General features: G+C 48.5%; 16 protein-coding genes and 3 tRNA genes. 3 read left to right on the top strand and 16 right to left on the bottom strand.

The window, feature by feature from the left end; genetic code table 11:
* Positions 1 to 119: 119 nt before the first annotated feature.
* Positions 120 to 1,058, bottom strand: coding sequence for a recombination-associated protein RdgC (rdgC, locus tag GVJ32_RS11820; protein ID WP_159240294.1), 939 nt, complete (start codon positions 1,056 to 1,058; stop codon positions 120 to 122).
* Positions 1,059 to 1,153: 95 nt separating this feature from the next.
* On the bottom strand, positions 1,154 to 2,779 hold the full coding sequence (locus GVJ32_RS11815; RefSeq protein ID WP_159240293.1) for a hypothetical protein: 1,626 nt from the start codon (positions 2,777 to 2,779) through the stop codon (positions 1,154 to 1,156).
* Positions 2,780 to 2,927: 148 nt separating this feature from the next.
* On the opposite strand from GVJ32_RS11815, the gene GVJ32_RS11810 reads away from it, so the two are divergent.
* Both GVJ32_RS11810 and GVJ32_RS11805 read left to right on the top strand, forming a co-directional pair.
* Entirely contained in the window at positions 2,928 to 4,754 is a 1,827-nt protein-coding gene (locus GVJ32_RS11810; RefSeq protein ID WP_159240292.1) for a cation:proton antiporter, read from the top strand.
* A 21-nt stretch (positions 4,755 to 4,775) separates the two neighbouring features.
* The gene (locus GVJ32_RS11805) at positions 4,776 to 5,690 is read left to right on the top strand and encodes a haloalkane dehalogenase (RefSeq protein WP_159240291.1); all 915 of its coding nucleotides are present in this window, start codon (positions 4,776 to 4,778) and stop codon (positions 5,688 to 5,690) included.
* A gap of 44 nt (positions 5,691 to 5,734) precedes the next feature.
* Here GVJ32_RS11805 and GVJ32_RS11800 read toward each other — a convergent pair whose 3' ends face one another.
* The 7 genes from GVJ32_RS11800 to GVJ32_RS11770 all read right to left on the bottom strand — a co-directional run bounded on the left by GVJ32_RS11800 (position 5,735) and on the right by GVJ32_RS11770 (position 12,483).
* Entirely contained in the window at positions 5,735 to 6,178 is a 444-nt protein-coding gene (locus GVJ32_RS11800) for a nuclear transport factor 2 family protein (protein ID WP_159240290.1), read from the bottom strand.
* Between the two features lie 77 nt (positions 6,179 to 6,255).
* A complete protein-coding gene (locus GVJ32_RS11795; protein WP_159240289.1) occupies positions 6,256 to 7,125 on the bottom strand; it encodes an amidohydrolase family protein in 870 nt (289 codons plus the stop codon).
* 147 nt (positions 7,126 to 7,272) lie between these two features.
* Entirely contained in the window at positions 7,273 to 7,716 is a 444-nt protein-coding gene (locus GVJ32_RS11790) for an HIT family protein (RefSeq protein ID WP_159240288.1), read from the bottom strand.
* Between the two features lie 2 nt (positions 7,717 to 7,718).
* Positions 7,719 to 8,819, bottom strand: a complete 1,101-nt coding sequence (locus GVJ32_RS11785) for an MBL fold metallo-hydrolase (RefSeq protein ID WP_159240287.1) — start codon at positions 8,817 to 8,819, stop codon at positions 7,719 to 7,721.
* A gap of 109 nt (positions 8,820 to 8,928) precedes the next feature.
* The gene (locus GVJ32_RS11780) at positions 8,929 to 11,094 is read right to left on the bottom strand and encodes a xanthine dehydrogenase family protein molybdopterin-binding subunit (RefSeq protein WP_159240286.1); all 2,166 of its coding nucleotides are present in this window, start codon (positions 11,092 to 11,094) and stop codon (positions 8,929 to 8,931) included.
* On the bottom strand, positions 11,091 to 11,600 hold the full coding sequence (locus GVJ32_RS11775) for a (2Fe-2S)-binding protein (RefSeq protein ID WP_159240285.1): 510 nt from the start codon (positions 11,598 to 11,600) through the stop codon (positions 11,091 to 11,093). Before GVJ32_RS11775 ends, GVJ32_RS11780 begins: the two co-directional genes overlap by 4 nt.
* 211 nt (positions 11,601 to 11,811) lie before the next feature.
* Positions 11,812 to 12,483, bottom strand: coding sequence for an outer membrane beta-barrel protein (locus GVJ32_RS11770; RefSeq protein ID WP_159240284.1), 672 nt, complete (start codon positions 12,481 to 12,483; stop codon positions 11,812 to 11,814).
* Between the two features lie 350 nt (positions 12,484 to 12,833).
* On the opposite strand from GVJ32_RS11770, the gene GVJ32_RS11765 reads away from it, so the two are divergent.
* The gene (locus GVJ32_RS11765) at positions 12,834 to 14,375 is read left to right on the top strand and encodes a fatty acyl-CoA reductase (RefSeq protein ID WP_159240283.1); all 1,542 of its coding nucleotides are present in this window, start codon (positions 12,834 to 12,836) and stop codon (positions 14,373 to 14,375) included.
* Positions 14,376 to 14,924: 549 nt separating this feature from the next.
* Here GVJ32_RS11765 and GVJ32_RS11760 read toward each other — a convergent pair.
* From GVJ32_RS11760 to uvrC, 7 genes are all read right to left on the bottom strand, one after another.
* Positions 14,925 to 15,011 (bottom strand) — tRNA-Leu (locus tag GVJ32_RS11760).
* A gap of 142 nt (positions 15,012 to 15,153) precedes the next feature.
* The gene (locus GVJ32_RS11755) at positions 15,154 to 17,454 is read right to left on the bottom strand and encodes a CFI-box-CTERM domain-containing protein (RefSeq protein ID WP_159240282.1); all 2,301 of its coding nucleotides are present in this window, start codon (positions 17,452 to 17,454) and stop codon (positions 15,154 to 15,156) included.
* A gap of 52 nt (positions 17,455 to 17,506) precedes the next feature.
* Positions 17,507 to 17,989: a hypothetical protein gene (locus GVJ32_RS11750; protein WP_159240281.1), complete on the bottom strand. Its 483-nt coding sequence runs from the start codon at positions 17,987 to 17,989 to the stop codon at positions 17,507 to 17,509.
* Between the two features lie 195 nt (positions 17,990 to 18,184).
* Positions 18,185 to 18,258: transfer RNA gene (locus tag GVJ32_RS11745), tRNA-Cys, on the bottom strand.
* A 168-nt stretch (positions 18,259 to 18,426) separates the two neighbouring features.
* Positions 18,427 to 18,502: transfer RNA gene (locus tag GVJ32_RS11740), tRNA-Gly, on the bottom strand.
* 136 nt (positions 18,503 to 18,638) lie between these two features.
* On the bottom strand, positions 18,639 to 19,199 hold the full coding sequence (gene pgsA, locus GVJ32_RS11735; protein WP_159240280.1) for a CDP-diacylglycerol--glycerol-3-phosphate 3-phosphatidyltransferase: 561 nt from the start codon (positions 19,197 to 19,199) through the stop codon (positions 18,639 to 18,641).
* Between the two features lie 42 nt (positions 19,200 to 19,241).
* Positions 19,242 to 21,116, bottom strand: a complete 1,875-nt coding sequence (uvrC, locus tag GVJ32_RS11730) for an excinuclease ABC subunit UvrC (RefSeq protein WP_159240279.1) — start codon at positions 21,114 to 21,116, stop codon at positions 19,242 to 19,244.
* Positions 21,117 to 21,121 lie beyond the last annotated feature (5 nt).

Here is a 21,121-nt window from a genome sequence, read left to right as displayed (position 1 = left end):
GCAAAGGAATAGTACGAACAGTGTGGAACTCAGGGGGAATGTAGTTAGTATGAGACTAAAATAATTGCAATCGATCTGCGTAAAATATGCTACGGCCAAAACCGCAGCATATTACACACTTAAGCCGCGCTAGAGATTACCTCATCCTGCTCGCTTAGGTCCTCGCCACCAAAAGCCTCAAGCACCGCCGGAATAAACTTAGTGAACTCTGCACTCATAATTGCGAAGTCAACATCGAATTGATCGGCCGCACTATCGGTGTGTACGTCACCGATTTTATCTTGAATCAAATCACCGAAATTTAACCGTTTGATAGCGAGTTGGTCATCAACAACGAATTCAATATCACCGGTCCAGCGTAAGGCGACTTTATTGACGAACATACCCGCCTGAATATGACTGCTAATTTCTGCAGCACAGAGGTTTTGATTCTTGCAGCGGATCACTGAACTTTCGTCTGCTTTATCTCTAAGCTCACACTCGCCACCCAGCTCAAACCCTGCCGGCGCAGTGCCTTGCACCAACCATTCTGTCATTTGATGCTGTGCCACATTTTTAGCCTTTAACGGAATGACCGGCAGACTACCCAAAGACTCCCTCAGAAAGTTAAGCAGTTCCTCTGCCTTGTTGTGCGAAGCAGCATTAACAATCAACAGGCCTTGCTCGGGGGCAATATATGCAAACAAACGGTTAGAGCGAGTGAATGCACGTGGAATTAGCGAAAAAGTAATCTCTTCTTTTAACTCTGTGCGCTCTTTGCGACCAGGTACACGGTCTTCTGCTAATTTTATCTCTTCTAATTTATCGGCGAGCACTTCGTTCACTACCGACGCTGGTAAAATTTTGTCCTGCTTTTGCGCACACACCATAATGCAACCATTGGTAGCGTGGACGTATTCACTGCCTTGCGAACCCAGTGGCAGCGTCCAGCCATAGCTAGACACATCCTGACTATTGCATGGTGTAAACGATTTTTCTGCGAGCTTTTCATTGACCTCTTCGGCGGTCAATGTGAAGGGTTTGGTAAAACGATAGATCAGAAGATTTTTAAACCACATGTAAATTGCGCCTGTACTGCTGTAAATGAAACAAGGGATGATTCCATCCATTGTATTACCTAATGGCTACTCGTGTTTGGAAAAATTCCTAATTGTTATATTGCCTGCCCATCCCTATCCGCAAATGCCTTGCTCATAGCCGCGCATTGAGACTCAGTGAAATACTGTTCGCAAATCTTGACTAGAGCTTGGTTTGGCCTATGTTCACAGCGCCAATCAACCTCATTGAAGCTTTTACCACCACGAGCACAACGCTGAGCAGATTCCTCTAACAAAAGCGCCCCGCTCTGCTCATACCACTTTTCAATATCATCGAGCAGTCGCGACTTTATTACCGCAACAGACTCATTGCTGTCATTTCCCCAGGTGCTCAGCTGCGCAATACTTTGTCGCTGCCAGCTTGCCCATAAACCTGATAAGCCAGCTACCTGCCCGTCGTTAACTATTGGTTGATTTTCTTTTATGTCTTCTAACAAATCAGACTTAAGCTTACTAAGCTCGCTGGGCGACAATATAGAGTCACTAAGTACATCAGAAAACCGAGTATTTAAACGCTGCTTATACCATTCGTATCGACTATCTAGTTTGTCGCGGAAATTATCATCAGGCAGGCCAGGGGCATTGTCGGAATGCCCAAAGCTCTCATACTTTGCGCCCTGCTCATCAACATAAATACCAACGCCGATTGGCTTACCCAACTCATAACGGCGATAACTTTTTAACTTGCCGTAATGCATTACAGTGACCGGCCCGTGATATAGCCACTTACCGTCGTCAATCGCATCAACATTAACCGCCGCATGTGTAATAACCCCATGGCGATAAATTCGCACACGGTGAAATAGCCCTCCGTTGTCGATATCTCGCGCTGAAATTTCCAGCATCGACGCGGGATAATCGCTACTTAGGGCGTAAAATTGACTTTTGTCGCAGTTATAAGCGAACGCCTGTAACAAATGTTGCGGCACCGTTAAATTTGGCGCGCGCTCACAGTCACCCAATAATTCCACCTTAGAAAAACTACCGGGCTCGTAATAAAAATAATGTACTGGTTGTTGCTCGATTTGATAGTTGAAGTATTGCCGCTCAATTACGAAAAATTCTTCATTAGCATTTTGGGCGCTAATCTTGACGATGCCACGCGGCAAGCCCTCCCGAAAACTTAGCACCACTTGAAACGGCCCCGCTACGCCTCTGTGGATAACGGGGTAGGCCTCCGCCCGCCCCTTTAGACTAATATTACGGCGATATTGCAGATATTGATTATCGCCCTCCATCGCCATTAATTGTGGAGCGCGAAAACGATGTAAATCTGAATACTGTGCCTGCCAATGGTTTTGTTCGCCCTGAGCTAATACCTTATTTTCTCCATCGACTATGGTAAAGGAACCGCTAAAGCCTAAGCTACTTTCATCGGCGTTGAGACTAAAATCACCTCTCAAGCTTAGTATCAGTAGCTCATTATTGATGTCGTGATACGACTGGTTTAATTCGCCCTGCAGGGGGAAACCCAGACTGTCAAACTTGCCCTTAAACTGCGTATTCGCGGTATCGCCATATGTAACCTCGCCTTGTAAGAAAATATCTCGCTTATACTCGCCGCTGAATACTGGCGCTGCCTGTCCGTCGAGATCAAAGCGTTTATTTTCTACATGACCAGCGCAAGCGCTCAGCAGTACTACACATAAACACCACATCATGTAGCTTTGTTGCCTAGCCATTAGCACCTATCTCCTTATATGGTTTTTTATAGCCCGTAATCATACCGCAGCTGCGCTATTATGAATTGATCTGGTTCCCAGCTTTGACTTAAATACCCAAGGCATGACATCGTTCGCCAGAAACATAAAACCATAAAGAGCCTTTGTAATGACACACGCCTTAGTAAGTATTTTAGTCGCCGGTATCTTTTGTCAGTGGCTGGCTTGGCGCTTCCGCTTACCTGCCATTGTATTGCTCGCTGCCTGCGGTCTTTTATTAGGACCAATCACTGGTTGGATCGAGCCCAGTGTCGACTTTGGTAATGGCCTCATCGCTGTGACGTCGCTTTTTGTTGCAATAATTCTGTTCGAGGGCGGACTTAATCTCCAGTTCCATGAACTAAGAGAAACTGCTCAAGTAACACGCCGTCTAACCTCAATTGGAGTTCTATTCGCCTGGGGAATAGGTATCTGCGTCGCCCATTATGTTGGTGGCCTAAGCTGGGGGGTTGCATCTTTGCTCGGCGCAATTTTGGTTGTTACCGGTCCAACGGTGATTATGCCGCTGCTCAAACACGCCAAGCTCAACCGCCGAACCGCGTCGTATTTAAAATGGGAAGGCATCATCAATGATCCCATTGGTGTGCTGCTCGCAGTATTGGTTTATCAATACCTGCTCTACTCTGGCGAAGGCCCAGCGCTACAATCTATTTTTGCGAGCCTCGGGCTCGCACTAGCAACGTCAGTGATATTAGGTGGCGGTATTGCCTACGGCCTTGGTCATTGCTTCCGTAAAGGCTGGATTCCTGAATACCTCAAAGCACCTTCCATTATTGCATGTGTGTTAGCGGTTTACGCTCTGTCTGACCTTGTACAACATGAGTCCGGTTTGCTCGCCACCACACTGATGGGCATAGTAATGGGCAATATGGGCTTGCGCAGCCTAGATGAAATGCGCCGTTTTAAAGAATACGTCACCCTCATCTTGGTTTCCTTCTTATTTGTTGTGCTCACCGCGTCCCTGACTAAAACAGCGCTGCAGTCCATTCACTGGCAGCTCGTCGCGATGGTTTTCGGTTTTGTATTTTTTGTTCGACCCTTGGCGGTATTTTTGGCAACTATTCGCACCGACTGTAGCTGGCAAGATCGCGTATTAATTGCATGGATCGCCCCGCGCGGCGTTGTCGCCGCCGCCTCTGCCGGTGCATTTGCGCCCGCCTTAATTGATGCGGGTTTTGAAGACGCCCAATACTTAGTCCCCGCGGTGTTTATGCTCATTTTTGCGACCATACTGGCCCACGGATTTTCATTAGGGCCACTCACAAAGTTGCTCAAACTCGGCTCGCCCGGCACAGGTCGAATTTTAATTGTAGGCGCCTCGCCATGGACAGTTGAGTTGGCAACCGCTCTCAAAAAGATAAATCAGGAGGTTGTTATTGCCGACACCGAGTGGGGACGACTGCAATCGGCTCGGCAACAGGGGGTAGATACTTGGTTCGGCGAAGTGTTGTCTGATATGGCAGAAGAGGCTATGGCACTAGACAATATTTATACCGTATTAGCCGCCACCGGCAACAACCATTACAACTCTATGGTGTGCAACCACTTTGCTCCTCACTTAGGGCGTCACCGGGTCTTCCAGCCCTACGACAGTGGCTACGAAAGCAATAAACGAGTGGTCTCTGAAACGCGACGCGGCATCACTGCTTTTTCTGCCAACATCTCCTTTGCAGAACTGTGGACGCGAATGATAAAGGGCTGGGCGATTCGGAAAACCGTGATTACCGACACCTATAGCGAGAAAGATTTTCTAGCCAAACTACCCGACGATGCAGTGCGGCTGGCGATTATTCCCGACAATGGCAAATTAGAATGGCTGAGCCAAAAGACTCGCAAGCTCCAAACCGGTGACACCGTTATTAGTTTTGTACCGCCAGAAGCCAGCGAGCCAGAGCAAGAACCCGAAATTGAGATCAGCCCAAAGCTGCCAGCGTAATAATAAGATACGGAGAATACGATGACCCCACTTCGCACACCAGATGCCTGCTTCGATAATTTGCAGAACTACCCCTTCTCGCCTAACTACCTGCAGATAGACGACAACGAGGGTGGAGAGTTGCGCATGCATTTTGTCGACGAAGGGCAAAAAGACGCCCCCGTCATATTACTTATGCACGGCGAGCCAACGTGGAGCTACCTCTACCGACATATGATTTCGCCCTTAGCGGCTGCGGGCTTTCGGGTAATTGCACCCGACCTAATCGGCTTTGGTCGCTCCGACAAACCCAGTGAGCGCAGCGACTACACCTACCAACGACATGTGGACTGGGTTCGCGCTTTGCTCCTGCAATTAGATCTACACAACATCACGCTGTTCTGCCAAGACTGGGGCGGTTTAATCGGCCTGCGGCTATTGGCAGAAGAACAACATCGCTTTAGTCGCACCGTCGCCGCTAACACCATGTTACCTACCGGCGACCATCACCCCGGCGAAGCCTTTGTGCAATGGCAGCAATTATCACAAAACATTCCGGTATTTACGGTGGGTAAAATTATCGCCGGTGCCTGCGTGAAACCGGTCACTGCTGAAACAATACACGCTTATGACGCGCCCTTCCCTGACGAAAGCTTTAAAGCCGGTGCTCGTCAATTCCCCATGTTAGTTCCCGTCACCGCCGACGATCCTGCCGCCAATGCCAACCGCGCAGCGTGGGAGATATTAAGTAGAATGGAAAAGCCCTTCTTAACGGCCTTTAGCGACAAAGACCCGATCACCGCCGCTGGCGAAGCGGTATTCCGAAAAATGATTCCGGGCACCAAGGGGCAAGCCCACACCACTATTATTGAAGGTGGGCATTTTTTACAAGAAGATCAAAGTGAAAGATTAGTCGAAGTGATATTAAAATTTATTGCGGATACAGCCACGAACTAGTCTAGTTGACGCTGTGCGGAAACTACTCCGCACAGCGTTATATACTACAAACTCATAAAATCAGGCACATTAAACACCCAGCTCTTTTCTTCTTTACGGCTGCTAATGCACCAGCCCGCTGGTGTACGGCGATAGGTATCCACATACCAAAGCCCTAACATAAACACCTGCTTTTCTTCACCAAGCGGCATTTCCATAGGGTTAAAACACATCACGCGGCCACTACCTTCATCACCGTCTACCGTAATCTGCACATTGGCATTTAAGTGTTGCGACGCGCTAAACGCGGGTAAAGCCTGTTTTAAAAATTCCAGCGTCGATGACCGATCACCCACCGAGCCACCAAAAGCGCTGTAATCGATATGGGCATCGGGGGTAAAAATATCGTTTAGCTCATCCACCGCTTTACGATCAATAATATCGGCGTAGCGATACAACATATCTTGAATTTCAAAACGATCAGACATTTCCTGCACACTTAAAGCCATTGCCTGTCTCCATTATTATTTTAATTCATCGTGAATCTAAGGCGTCATTTGCCCACGCAGATAACGCCCAATATTGATTAATCTAGCTTAAATACCTTACGCGCATTTTCACGTAGGAATTTTGGCCAGACTTCGTCTTTAAATGGCACATTGGGCATGTCTTTAAAAATGCGATCTAGCGACAAGCCCATGGGGAAATAACCCGCGTACATCACTTTGTCGGCGCCACGACTGTTTGCGAAGTTAACGATTTCTTCAGGGTAAAACTTAGGCGCAAAGGCGCTGGTCATGTAATACAGGTTTGGGTATTTCAGCATTAGCTTCCACGCCAACTTTTCCCAAGGCTCTGCGCCATGGCGCATGACTACTTTTAACTCAGGGAAGAACCAACACACCTCGTCTAACAACTCGACCTTCTGAGGCGCCATTGGTAAACGTGGGCCGGGCACACCAACGCAGGGACAAAACGGAATATCTAACTCAACACACTTGGCGTATATGGGATACCATTTTTTGTCGTCATAAGGTACTTGCGGACATAGACCAGAGGCAAAACCGGTAATCGCTTTAATACCGTAATCTTTGTGTAAACGCACCATTTTACGGACTTCGTCCATGCCATTATTGGGGTTCACTTCTAGGCTGGCAAAAAAGCGATTGGGATGGCGCTTCAATGCCTCCTTGGCGATCTCGTTATGGTCGTCAATACCGAGCATGGCGCGCTCAATATTGTGCTTGTCCATTTGCTCGATGGTGTAGGCAATGTAATCTTCTTTTTTGCCGCTGTCAGGTATGTCTTTAAACATATACTGCGCCGGCATTTTGAACATATTGCGACTTTCTTCGTCCATCAACAGCGGTTTCATAAACTCGTACCACTGGCTATTGTCTTCACCTGGCACGCTGAGCATCAGATCGATGACCTTGATATCAGTTGGCATTGCCATACGTCGGCTCCTGAAATTTATTATTCAATGGCGATGCCGCACGCAGCATCAACTAGCCTTCATTTTTGACGATATGAAGCCCGGTCACAATAACATTAGACGTCACCACAATAAGCAAATTCGGTCAGCCGACCGAAGTAAAAATAGCTATTTCAGTGCGGTACGCAAGCGCTCAGCCATGTCGGCTAGGGAATCCTGACTTGCAGGTTTGCGCCCATGGATTTGCATCGGCTTGCCATGAAAGCAAGGAATCAGGTGGGTATGGTAGTGAAATACTGTTTGACCGGCAGCGCGGCCATTCAGCTGATGAACGCCCAAACCATCGGCGCCGGTAACGCGCTTAACAATGGGAGCAAGACGTCTGGCTTGGATCGCCAAGGCGGTGGCCTCGGCATCATTTAAAGTGAAAATATTGTCGTGATGTTTAAGGGGGATAATAAGAGTATGACCGGCAGACACCGGCGCAATATCTAAAAAGCACATCACCTCATCGTTTCGATAAAGAATATGCCCCGGCGCTTTACCGGCAATAATTTTGCAGAAAATACAATTTTCCGTCGCTGTTTCATCACCAAATAATCCGCCTTGCACGCTTACACCTCCATTGGACCAGCATCCGGCTCATGGACACCCTGATAAGGACAACTATCTACATCAACCGTGCTGTAACGGTAAACCCCATTATCATCCAATTCACGTGTCATACGCCCTTCTGCACATAAATAATGTAGATGCGCGATTGACTCGCCCAGTGCTAAACCGAGCTGCGACATTTCTATTTTTCGAGCAAATAACACGCTAAATAAATCAATAGCAATTTGCGGTTTAACACAGGCTTTTTCAATAGCGGCAAGATGTCCTTCGTGATGAGCAATGAGGTAATCTAAGCGCTCGTGAACACCATAAAACGGCGCATTATGTGCAGGCATCACCAACGTTTCAGGGTCGAGGTCACGCCTAAAACGCCGCAATGCGTCGAACCATTCCTGTAATGGATTTGCGTCTGGCTCAGACGCCATCACGCTAACATTGGATGTAATACGAGGAATAATTTGATCACCAGACAGCATTAATTTATCGGTGCGACAATATAGTGAAACGTGCTCTGGCGAATGCCCAGCACCAGTCATTACTTCCCACGCACGGCCACCGATTTGCAGTATTTGCCCATCTACCAAACGATTAAACGCTGTCGGCAAAGGCGCTACAACCGAACCAAAACCACGCATTTTTGCACTATCACTCTGTAAATAATCGTCACCCACCCCCGCACGACGATAGTGTTGTTCGGCGGTCCAACTCATCTCGCCTTTGGGAATAGTGGTAAACGTCCGCGCAGATAAGTATTCAAGCGCGCTCATATACAAAGGCACTCGTAAGCTGTCACATAACCAGCCCGCCTGCCCACAATGATCAGGATGCATATGGGTACAAATGACGCCCAGCACTGGCTTAGCAGACATCTGATTCGCCAGCAGTAATTCCCAACGCTCACGGGTATCGCCAATTTTCATCCCAGTGTCGACAATCCACCAACCGGCGTCATCTTCCAACACATAAAGGTTGATATGATCCAAGGCCATTGGCAGTGTCATCTGCAACCAAAAAACGCCTTTAGCGACCTCCAGCCACTCTCCTTTCTGCGGTATCTCAGGAAAAGGATACCGAATACCAGACTCTGACTTACTGCTCATAACAAACCAACTTTTAGATTTTTTCACATATAAAAATGAATTATATAGAAAATAATAGGAACAACTTAAGAATGGAGCGAGCCGCCAACATCACATTGGCGGCGACACATTATACTAATTTTAACGGCAGCTGACGTAAACGCTGCCCAGTCGCGGCGAACACCGCGTTGGCCAAGGCCGGTGCCAATGGAGGAACACCCGGCTCACCCACCCCCGTCGGCGCAGCAGCGCTCGCCATAATATGAACCTCAATATCGGGTGTTTCGTTCATACGCAGCATTTCGTAATTATGGAAATTGCTCTGCTGGACTGCACCATCAATCACGGTAATCTCACCCTTAAGTGCCGCAGTAAGAGCAAACACAATACCGCCTTCCATTTGTGCATGCACAATATCAGGATTGATCGCCAAACCGCACTCAACCACGCAGACGACCTTGTGAACCTTGATTTTCTTATCCTCGATCGATATCGAGACTACCTGCGCAACCATGGTTTTGAAAGATTCATGAACCGCTAAACCCTGAAACTGGCCCGGTAAGGGATTACCCCAATCGGCCCTAGTAGCAACTTCCTCTAACACTGCCCGACGTCGCGAATCTGCCGTTAGATGATTCAAGCGAAATTGCAGCGGATCTTGCTCTGTTCGCACCGCAAGCTCATCAATAAAACTTTCCATGAAAAACGCATTCTGGGAGTGACCCACTGAGCGCCAGTAGCCAATCGGAATACTCGTTTCTTGCATCACATAGTCGGTGCGCATATACGGAAACTGGTAGCCCGTTTCGACAAGGCCTTCCGTTGCCGCCGGATCAGAACTTGCAGCTAAACCAGCAAGCGTATTGTGTAGGCCATTTGGAAGCCACTGCGGCAGCAATGTATTACTTACCGCGCCAACAAACTGGCCCATAATACTCGGCGCCGCGACCTTTGCCTGTAAACTAGTGACTACGTTGCCATCTACCGTCGCGGACATTTTCACCGACGAATTAGGTCGATAAAAATCACCGCGCATATCGTCTTCACGACTCCACACCAGCTTTATAGGGTGACCACTAAGCTGTGCTACTCGCGCCGCCTCAACCAAATAATCTGGCAAAATACGACGACCAAAGCCGCCACCCAGCATTTGATTATGGATACGAATCTGCTCTCGACTAAAGCCGGTAGCATCGGCAATTGCCGATAAAGCGATATCCGGTGCCTGATTACCCGTCCAAATTTGAATTGAATCAGCATCGACCACTGCCACCGCGTTCATTGGCTCCATCGTCGCGTGGGCAAGGTATGGTACATCGTAAAGCGCATTCAGGGTTTCACCCCGCGCGTCGCTCTGCTCACCCTTCTCTTCAACATTCTTGCCTGACTCGGTATCAAGCAGGCTATGACGCTCTGCACGCAACGCGTCGCTGCTCACGCCGGCTAGCGGCCCAGCCTCCCACTCAACCTTTACAACTGACGCCGCCTGCTTTGCCTGCCAATAGGTATCCGCCACTACCGCAATAGCACCGTCTACATTTAATACCGCCCGCACCCCAGATTTAGCGAGGGCCGCAATCGCGTCAAAGCTTTTGGCTTTGCCACCAAAGCTTGGCGAGCGCAGCAAAACGGCAGTTAAGGCGTCTGGGTACTGTACATCTAGCCCAAACTGCGAGCTGCCAGTAACTTTATCCCTCGCGTCTAGGCGCTGGTTGTAGTGACCAATGTATTTAAAGTCTTGGGGCGCCGTTAAGCTAACGGACGTCGGCGCAGGCATACCCCGCGCAATGCTAATAAGATCGGCAAAGGCCGTCTCGCCATTGGCGTGCACAACCTTGCCGTCGAGTAAGCTCAGCGATGATTCAGGCAGATTCAAATGCTCTGCGGCCGCTGATTTAAGAATAGCGGCAACAGTAGCGGCGGCCTCTCTTACAGGCTCATAGCTCAAGCGTGCAGAAGAGCTACCGCCGGTAATCATCACGTAAAATTCTGGATCACGAAAATCAGGATGAAACTCTGCGTGTTGCACGGTAATCAGCGCGGGATTCATTTTTAACTCTTCCGCCGCCAAGGTGGTAATACCGGTAAAGACACCCTGCCCCATTTCAGCTTTATGCAGCTGTAAAATAACTTCGCCCGACGCAGTCACTTGCAAATAGGCATTCGGCTGCAGCGCTGTGGCGCTCATGTTCGGATACGGCGCAGATTTAGAGCAGGCGCTAAGGTTAAAGCCAATGGCTATACCGCCACCTAACAAAGCCGTGCTTTTAATAAAATTACGACGGGACAAACTCATGATTCTGCCCCCGCCTCTGCATTATTAGGCTGATAATATTGCACGCTTAATTCTGCCGCTCGATGTATTGCCTTACGAATACGCGGGTAAGTACCACAGCGGCATATATTGCCAGACATGGCCTTATCGATATCATCGTCGCTAGGACGTTGATTAGATTCTAACAGCGCGACCGCCGACATAATTTGACCTGACTGACAGTAACCGCATTGCGGCACATTCATCTCTAGCCACGCCTGTTGCACCGGATGCAGGGTATCTTCTGAAGGAGCCAAACCCTCTATGGTGGTTATGTTTTTGCCATTCACAAATTCGGCTGGATAACTGCAGCTACGAATGGGACTACCCTCTAAATGCACCGTACATGCGCCGCACAAACCCATGCCACAACCGAATTTCGTGCCGGTCATGGCCAACTGCTCACGCAATACCCACAATAGGGGCGTACCTGAATCGACGGTCAACGCCTGCGGACGACCATTCAATGTGAAACTTAACTCTGCCATGTTGACTCCGATAACACTCGCAATGCGCACACTATACCGACACCGAAAAACAATGTCCTGCCAGACTGCGCCAAGGGGTACCGATTATGAGCAAAGATTGGCCTGAATCTGATTAAATCTTGTCCATAAACGTTAAGAAAAATACACACATAAAAAAGCCCCACCGCTCACAAGAGTGTGGGGCTCAAAAACATCCTAGTGGATCTAGCTGTTAAAAACGAAACACCAAATCTACCGAAAGCGTATTGGCAGACATTTCTACCGACTCGTCATCATCGAGTAGATAATGGTCATAGGCTAGGGTAACACTGGCATTGTCTGCAATCGCCATCCGCAAGCCAATTCCGGCATAAGGGTCGGTGCCTTCAACGGTAAACTCCCCTGCGCGACTGCTGTCTTTCAGCGTACCGTCCATCTCCCAGCTATAAACCCCAAATCGCGCGAACAAGCCCACGGGCTCACTTAGCGGCGTATGGGCATTGACGCCAAGAAAAACACCGTCGACATCAGCATCCATATCCACTCGTCCAGCACTAAAGCCATTACTCAAAACCTGCGAACCATTGGATATTGCGCTGCCGCTTAACGATCCTAGCGAGGCATAGCCAAACTCAAGGCTAAGCTCACGGCTGAAATCAAAACCGAACCCCAGCCTACCTCCACTGGATTCTGTGTCTAACTTAATATCCGACAAAGACCCATCACCAAAGCTATAGCGATAATCAGAGCGATTAAAATCGAAACTTGAACTACTTACACCGCCAAACAAATACAGCGAAGGACCGCTACCGTAGCTATGACTGCCACGACGTAAATGATCGGCCTCAGCCAACGCAGGAAACACAGCAAGTGAAGCAAGGGTAAGTACAGGAAGCATCTTCATGGCGTAACTCCTTTTAAAGTATGGTCGCATTATGTGTGCGGCAAACTGAATCAAGACTGAACGAACTGCAAAGACAACCCGAGGTATAAAGGCCACTCATCGTTGCGCGCAGTAATCATGCAAATAAACTCACCTCGCATGAGATTGGTGCAAGTTAAATTATCAACCTCCGTCCGCACTAAGCCACCCAATACGCGTTTTATACGCCCCCTCGACGCAAATCCGACTTGGCGTGCTTGATGCATTAAAAAAGATGAAACGAATTAGCTCTGCCTACTGTCACACTAGGGTCAAAGAATCACGTTAGGATTATTAGGAATAACCGTATCGCATTAACGAGGTCAGCGTTCATGGACACAAGCCAAGATGTTTCCCAAACTCTAAAATTCCTCAAAGGCAAACATATACTTATTACCGGCACCACCGGTTTTGTCGGCAAAGTCATGCTGGAAAAAATTATGCGTACTGTCCCAGACATCGGCGGTGTGTATCTACTTATACGCGGCACCAGAAAACACGCCAATGCCGGAAGTCGCTTTGCCAACGAAATTGCCTCGTCTTCCGTTTTCGAATTTCTAAAATTAAACGCGCCAGACTACTTCAACGATTTCTGCCACAACAAAATTCACTGCATCAGCGGAGAAATAACGGAACAGCAGTTTGGCCTACCTCGAATTGAATTTCGCGACCTCGCCGAAAAAATCGACGCCGTTGTAAACTGTGCTGCCAGCGTTAACTTTCGCGAAGAACTAGATCGCGCCCTAGCCATCAACACCCATAGCTTACGTAACATCGTCGAGTTGTCTGACCTAGCCGGCAACATCCCTGTAATTCAGGTATCTACCTGCTATGTAAACGGCTTTAAACAAGGTCATATACATGAATCTATCGTCGCCCCGACTAACGCTAACATTCCCCGTCATAAAGAGGGCTACTTCGAAGTTGGCAGCTTAATAGAAGAACTGGAACTCAAGATTGCCCAAGTTCAGCAAAAGTTTGAGGGCAAGGAATTAAAACGGCAGCTTATTGATTTAGGTATTCGTGAAGCCAATGCCTGTGGCTGGAACGACACCTACACTTTTACAAAATGGCTGGGTGAACAGCTATTACTAAAGTCTCTGCGTGGTTACTCCCTAACCTTACTAAGGCCATCCATTGTAGAAAGCACCCTGCGTGAACCATCCCCTGGTTGGATTGAAGGCGTTAAAGTTGCCGACGCTATATTACTGGCTTACGCCAAAGAAAAAGTGACCTTCTTTCCCGGTAAACGCAGCGGCGTCATCGACGTGATTCCCGCCGACTTAGTATCTAATAGCATCCTGTTGTCATTAGCGGAACAATTTAAAAACCCCGGCCATCATCACATTTATCAGTGCTGTAGCGGCTCTGCAAACCCACTGACCTTGGGTACGTTTATCGACCACCTAATGGCCGAAGCAAAAGAGAACCACGCCAGCTACGACAAACTGTTTTTACGCAGACCACGTAAACCCTTTATTGCCGTGAATAAACGCTTATTCTCGGCGGTAACCCTATGCCTAAGTCTTGCGCTTACCGTAATAAGCCAAACCATGATGAAGCTAGGATTTAAACGGGGGCTCAAAGCGCAACGCAACCTTGATGCGGCCATGGCACTCTCAACCATTTTTTCGTTTTATACCGAACCTAATTACATCTTTCACAACAACAAATTATTAGACCTTGCCAAGCGCATGGGCAAAACAGATCAGCAACTATTCCCTGTAGATTCCAGTGCCATCAACTGGGAAACCTATCTGCGCAAAATTCATATGGCAGGTTTAAATTGCTACGCGCTAAAAGGCCGCAAGCAATCGCCCTTTAAACCCAAAAGCAGCACCGCTATTAGCACTGCGCAAAAACAAGCGGCTTAGCTTTGAAGGGATTGGGATGAATACCGATATGGTATTCAGCCTCCTCCCTGAATCGCCTGCTAATCACTAGCTCGGATTTTAATGACCTACGCTCAACATATTGGGTGGTTTACTGAGCTGGCTAAATTCCTTGACCTCATCGCTAGCCCTCTAACGAAAACTACGACAGGCCAGTTCCGCCCTATATACCTACCTCAGCATGACATTAAAACCGAAAACAAATAAAACGAAATAACTCAACATCAACAGCATAAAATGCGCTGCAATTGCCGAGTACTTACAAGAATTCACGAATAGAGAGGTTGGCTGAGCGTGATCAAATCATAGTCCCCCCCGGCAAAGATGGTTTTCACCAGCTGACTTGTATTTTTGGGGATCGTTACCGGAAAGAGAATATCTTGAATTTATACCCCCAGAAATACCCAGGCAATGGCTGAGCTTAGTTGAAGTCGCATGGTACAAACAAAGATAGTAAGACCATCAAAATCCAAGTACGGCAAGGCCTAGAAAGAATTTGGAAATTCAGTGCTATGAAATAATACTATAAGGTGGTGCCCGGGGCCGGACTTGAACCGGCACGACATTGCTGTCGGGAGATTTTAAGTCTCCTGTGTCTACCGATTTCACCACCCGGGCTAAGGGGTTTGGCATAGGCCAATGTGATATGCAGGATGCGGCAAAAAACACCGGATCTGTTTATGCGGTAGTGCTGAAAAAGCGTTCGCAGTCTACTTATACTACTCAAAAAAATCAACGGCTTAGAGCAGATAATTACCGTTTAACTTGCCACTCTATACTGTTGGGCTTTGTATAAATGGCGTCGACGTACCAAAACAAGTAAGCCCGAGGCTAATAAGAGCACTGCCACAAAGGGATATTTCAATCCGTAAACCAATGGGCTTAGACCAATTCGGGTTACGACACGCAAAGACTGAGAGCTCGCGATACGGTCTGCGATTGGAGGTGAGTATCGGTAATAGGCAGCAACAAAAGCCCGCCCCCACTCATTGGGTAGTAATACCTTATCTCGGAATTCTCGCAGGATTTTAACATCAGGGGCTAAATAACTACCGTAAGCTGCGGTCGCGATGAAACACGCGCCACCACCGCCATTACGCGACGACTGGGTTGTTTGCGCTGATGCTGGCACTGATGTCAGTATCGGCTCCTCACCAAACTGCAAAGCCAAATAACTGGCTGCGGCTTCTGCATTAATTAAACCGCTCCCGGTGACCTCGTCATTACCTTGATTAGCACGAACCCCTTTTACATCGATTGCAGTGTTAGTCACTGATTCAATTAGCTGCGCGGGACTAACCCCTATATACGCTTCTTTCAACAATGCGAAGACTGCCGCCGCGTTTGGCGCCGCCGCTGATGTGCCGTAAAAATTTAGGAAGTTGTCTGGCTCACCATCTTCTGAGGGCACGATGGAGGACCCTAACACGGTGTTGTTATTGCCATCGATAGCCGCAAAGTGCGGAGTTGTTCGTATTTGCGGTGCATATTGGCCATTACTATCAAACTGAATGGTGATATCACCACCGCGTGAGCTGAAGGGTTCGGGGTCTATCTCAATAGTGTCATACGCTTCGGGTCTATATTCGGGAGATTCCCACCAAGGAACCGCTGCGACACTCGCAATGCCTGGTGCAGATGAGTGCCCCCATATTGACGGCCCGTTATACTCGTACTCCACACTCACCAACTCGTCGCCGGTAAGCAACAAACGAAACTCCAAGGGCACGCCGCTGTGTTGGGGAATCTCATCTTGATTGCCATCAAAGTGTTCTACCGCAAGATAAAATGTCTCTGGTGAGGCCCCTGAGGTCAGTATGACGACCTCTGAGGCATCTCCCCTTGGATTTCCCGTTGTTCCCTGCTCATCAGTGCTGCGAGCATAAAAATGACGGGAAGATGGATTTAATGCCGCGACGGACTCCGCTGTAGTCGCATACAAATCCAAATCAATTTGCGCACCATTAGCCGAGTTAATCGAGCTATTTGGTTGATTCCAAATAAGCACAGCGTACACGGTAGAATTGGCGGGAATACGTAGTTCTAAAAATGGATCATCTCCGGCGCTACTCCAATTGTGTAAATCGTTACCACTAGGAAATCGGCTTAGACCAGGCTCATCAACATTCGCCATCAAATCTTTATACACATAGCGATACGCCTGATCCCGATCGTTACCTGCCGCCGTTAAATAAGGAATGCCTTTGCTTACACAATTACTCGCCGCAAGAGCGGGTACATCATCTTGGTAAGCGCTTTCATTGAGAAACAAAATATCATCAACCACAATATCGGCTCGACCATTCATGCAAAGTTGGTCTATTGCATCGGCCATTTCTGCCCTACTCCGGCCAGCCGCATGAAAAATCATCGCCGCCCCCGGTGCCGCATCGTGAATTAACTCCCCCATAGCCGCACCTTCGTCGGTGCCATCAGGCACATCGTCGCGCAATATCGATATCAAAGCAGGAAGGTCACCACTGTCTTGTTGCCGGCTCCCTTGCAATATTCCCGCACCAAACTGTGCGGGCACCGTGTTTCCGTCACGGACAATTGAGGTTTGCGCAAAACTGTCTGAAATAATTCCAATGGTTTGCCCGCTGCCATCAACGCCAAGCGCACTAGCGGCAAGATCAGAGCGCATTGCTTTTGGTGCTCGGCTGGTTACCGCTCCAACCCTTAGCACGGTTGGCGGCAAATAGCGGATTTCTCGAATGCTCTCATTCTCTGATAGCAGTGTTATATCTGCGGCGCTGTGTATTTGAACGGTTGCTCGCTTGCCATCCTGCGAGAGAAAAGACAAACCAATGCCCTGCTCAGCTAAAAATTGCGGCAAGCCATCGGCGTTATTTAGGAATAATTCAACGTCTATCCCAGTATTAGTCAAACGCTTACTAATCCGAGTAACCATCGGCACGGTGTTGTTTACGGGGGAATTAACAATAAGAGAATCTATCTCACTATTTTCATAACTAACTGCAATTGCCTGTAAATGGCTATCGACTTTAGCGGCAAGCCCACCTAACTTTCTTTCGGCGTGCTTAATATTTGAGCTAGCCACTGTGGAGCACGCATAAAAACATACGAACAGCGAACAAGAAACGACAGATAATTTATTTTTGAAGCTCATCAAAAACCTTTATAGCCACGGCCATCTTCGGTGCCGAACGACTTATCGAGATAACACTCACACCATAAATTCGAGATAGTGCCACCAATTGCTCAGCACTTTTTGCCCATAGATATATTCGCTGATTCGCAGGGTTTATATAATCTACGGTATAGCCAGCCTGACGGATCTTTTCGACAATGACATCGGTTTTTTCCTCCCAGTACCGAACATCTAACAGTAAGCCTTTATTACCGTCATTAAAATAACCCGGTGTTTGTAAAACCTGCTGCCACAACGTATCGTCCAGCCGCAAAAATGTATCTAGCGGGGATTGGTATACTACTCGTTGAACAAGCTCAGACTCATGTTCAGCAGCCTGACGCTCTGACTCGTGATTACTGCAGGAAAGTAATAAGCCGCCAAATGCCACGGCAATTAGCACCAAATCGACTACTGCAATTAAATATCCTCTGAATTTATTCATAACAACTCACCGGCCCAGACATACTCATATCAAGCATATCGGCTATCAGTCATTGGCAATGTAAGGGGTTTACCTAGTGGAATTACGTAGCTAGCACAAAAATGCAAACTATAGAGGACGCGCAGAGACACTACTATTTCGGAAAATAGCGCTTATAAAACAAGGTAAATACAACGAAGAAACTACTTGAATAAATGGAGGCGCGGGTCGGAATCGAACCGGCGTACACGGAGTTGCAGTCCGCTGCATGACCACTCTGCCACCGCGCCTAAATCACTTTGTTCTACACATTCACTGTGTACGCCGGTTGATAACCGGCCCTTTCTATTTCGCCGTAGGCACTGGAGTTGCAGTCCACTGCATGACCACTCTGCCACCGCGCCTAAATCACTTTGCTAGCACATGCAATGCAGAAGGCCTGCTTTGCGACGATATATTGGAGCGGGAAAGGAGGCTCGAACTCCCGACCTCAACCTTGGCAAGGTTGCGCTCTACCAACTGAGCTATTCCCGCGTCGCATTACATCTAGATGTTTTGCTTGATCCCTCAAGCCCGATTAACAACGTTGAGCTGTGCTTCAGGAAGGCGCCTATTCTAGTCAGAGATAATTTTCTGTCAAGGAAAGTCGCTGATTTAACGTGATTTTTTTCTAATTACTGGCTGTATCACGTAAATCTGGCCACGCGGCATGCAGATAAATCACCATTGACCATAAAGTAAGCACCGCAGCGGTATACAAACAAATAATATTGGCGTTATACAAATAGCCATCACTTTCTGGCGACACCAGCAACCAACCAAAAATCGCGACCATTTGCGCTGTTGTTTTCACCTTGCCTAAATACGATACCGCCACACTGGTGCGCTTACCTAGCTCGGCCATCCATTCTCGCAATGCCGAGATCACAATTTCACGACCAATAATAATAACGGCCGGGATGGTAAACCACGCCGCATCGTAACGTTCAATGAGCAAAGCCAGTGCAACCGCGACCATCAGTTTGTCTGCGACAGGATCGAGAAATGCGCCAAGTGGCGTGCTCTGCCCCAATTTGCGGGCCAAGTAGCCATCAAGCCAATCCGTCCCCGCCGCTACCGCAAATACTGCCGCGGTTAAAAAGTAGGTATGCGCAGCGGGCCAATAGAATAACGCCACAAGCACCGGTATGAGCACAATCCGGAACAAGGTGAGGGAGTTAGGTATATTCATATTGGTCTCATTAGCGATAGTCGTGCCTATTCTATTCGTTTTCTACGCACTACGCAGGCCTTCATGGATTTGCAGGGCGATTTTCTCGCTAATTCCCGACACCCGTCGCAAATCTTCCACGCTGGCCTGCCGTATACCTTGCAGGCCGCCAAAATGCCGTAACAGGTCACGACGCCGCTTTGCCCCCACACCGGGAATAGATTCTAAGGTGGACTGCCTTCTCGCCTTGTCTCTACGCGCTTTATGACCGGTGATAGCGAAACGGTGGGATTCATCCCGAATATGTTGAATAAGATGAAGCGCGGGGCTGTTGTCTGGCAGGCTAATTTCGCGGCCATTATCGCCGCGAATCAACACCTCCAAGCCAGCGCGACGGTCCGACCCCTTAGCCACACCCACCATAAATAAACCTTCGATGCCCAGTTCTGCCATGACTTGCTTGGCCTGACTTAGCTGTCCTTTGCCACCGTCAATAAATAAGATATCTGGCATCACAATCTCACCGGCCTTGATCCGTTTATAACGACGACTCAGTGCCTGATGCATTGCCGCATAGTCATCGCCTGCGGCAACATCTTCGATATTCATTTTGCGGTAATCTGATTTCAGCGGGCCGTTGCCATCGAACACCACGCACGACGCGACGGTCGCCTCACCGCTGCTGTGACTGATATCAAAGCACTCCATGCGCTCAGGCTTGCTCTCTAGCTCTAAAACCTCCTGCAACGCCTTAAACCGCTTTAAGGTACTTGCCGACGACGCGAGTCGGTTTGCTAAATTTTGCTCTGCTGCAGTCATTGCCAAACTCAGCCATTTCGCGCGATGACTGCGCACACTATGGCTAATACTTACCTGCCGACCAGCCTGCTCGCTTAAACCGCCCGCCAGCAAGGCAGCGTCATCAAGAGCAATATTGGTGATGATCTCCCTCGGCATATCTACCCCGCCGGTGCCTATCAAATAGTGCTGGGCAACAAAGGCTTCTAGCTGGGATACCAGCGGCTCTTCAAGCTGACTTTTGGGGAAATAACTGCGACTACCCAGCACCCGTCCGCCGCGCACGCAGAGTAATTGGACACAAGCCAAGCCACCGTCCATCACGCCGGCGACGATATCAATATCACCGGTTTCACCTTCTATACACTGGCTCGCCTGCACCTGCTGTAAATAGCCAATGCGATCCCTAAGCTCCGCCGCTTTTTCAAATTCTAAAGCGCCCGCACAGCGCTCCATTTCGTCGGCTAACTCTCGGCTAACATCAGCACTCTTTCCCTGCAAAAACAGCTTGGTATGATTAACATCTAATGCATATTCTTCATCGCTAATAGCATCCACGCAGGGGCCTGAACAGCGGCCAATTTGGTATTGCAGACACGGCCGACTGCGGCCGCGATAGTAGCTGTCTTCGCACTGCCTAACCCGAAATATTTTCTGCAACCAGCTCAAGCTTTCACGCACTGCGCCAGCGCTTGGGTAAGGGCCAAAATACATACCCTTGCCCTTTTTACTACCCCGATGAATGGTTAGGCGCGGGTGTTTATGGTCGGTGCTCAAATAGATATAAGGATAAGATTTATCGTCGCGCAGCAGAATATTATAAGGCGGCTTGTACTGCTTGATCAGGTTTTGCTCTAGCAACAGCGCTTCGCGCTCACTCGCCGTGACCGTCACTTCTATTTGCTGAATACGCGACACCAAAGCCACGGTTTTCGTGGTAAGGCCACTGGCTCGAAAATAGCTACTCAGCCGATTGCGTAAATTTTTGGCCTTACCAACGTAAAGCACTTCTGCCGCCGCATTAAGCATGACGTAAACGCCGGCTTTAACGGTGACATTCTTCAGAAAGGCTTTGGAATCGAACTCGGCGGGCGCAGGCTCTACCACGACAGAACTACTTTCTTTGTCTTTACTACTCATAACAT

Source organism: Zhongshania aliphaticivorans, assembly GCF_902705855.1.
Taxonomy (GTDB): Bacteria; Pseudomonadota; Gammaproteobacteria; order Pseudomonadales; family Spongiibacteraceae; genus Spongiibacter; species Spongiibacter aliphaticivorans_B.
Note: the sequence above shows the minus strand (reverse complement) of the source record. Positions and strands in the feature narration are given on the sequence as shown.

Coding starts and splice junctions, on each gene's coding strand:
- GVJ32_RS11795 (WP_159240289.1), bottom strand. CDS start 7,125: ATGGCAATGCCAACTGATATCAAGGTCATCGATCTGATGCTCAGCGTG.
- GVJ32_RS11780 (WP_159240286.1), bottom strand. CDS start 11,094: ATGAGTTTGTCCCGTCGTAATTTTATTAAAAGCACGGCTTTGTTAGGT.
- GVJ32_RS11785 (WP_159240287.1), bottom strand. CDS start 8,819: ATGAGCAGTAAGTCAGAGTCTGGTATTCGGTATCCTTTTCCTGAGATA.
- GVJ32_RS11800 (WP_159240290.1), bottom strand. CDS start 6,178: ATGGCTTTAAGTGTGCAGGAAATGTCTGATCGTTTTGAAATTCAAGAT.
- pgsA (WP_159240280.1), bottom strand. CDS start 19,199: ATGAATATACCTAACTCCCTCACCTTGTTCCGGATTGTGCTCATACCG.
- GVJ32_RS11805 (WP_159240291.1), top strand. CDS start 4,776: ATGACCCCACTTCGCACACCAGATGCCTGCTTCGATAATTTGCAGAAC.
- rdgC (WP_159240294.1), bottom strand. CDS start 1,058: ATGTGGTTTAAAAATCTTCTGATCTATCGTTTTACCAAACCCTTCACA.
- uvrC (WP_159240279.1), bottom strand. CDS start 21,116: ATGAGTAGTAAAGACAAAGAAAGTAGTTCTGTCGTGGTAGAGCCTGCG.
- GVJ32_RS11770 (WP_159240284.1), bottom strand. CDS start 12,483: ATGAAGATGCTTCCTGTACTTACCCTTGCTTCACTTGCTGTGTTTCCT.
- GVJ32_RS11815 (WP_159240293.1), bottom strand. CDS start 2,779: ATGGCTAGGCAACAAAGCTACATGATGTGGTGTTTATGTGTAGTACTG.
- GVJ32_RS11775 (WP_159240285.1), bottom strand. CDS start 11,600: ATGGCAGAGTTAAGTTTCACATTGAATGGTCGTCCGCAGGCGTTGACC.
- GVJ32_RS11750 (WP_159240281.1), bottom strand. CDS start 17,989: ATGAATAAATTCAGAGGATATTTAATTGCAGTAGTCGATTTGGTGCTA.
- GVJ32_RS11765 (WP_159240283.1), top strand. CDS start 12,834: ATGGACACAAGCCAAGATGTTTCCCAAACTCTAAAATTCCTCAAAGGC.
- GVJ32_RS11810 (WP_159240292.1), top strand. CDS start 2,928: ATGACACACGCCTTAGTAAGTATTTTAGTCGCCGGTATCTTTTGTCAG.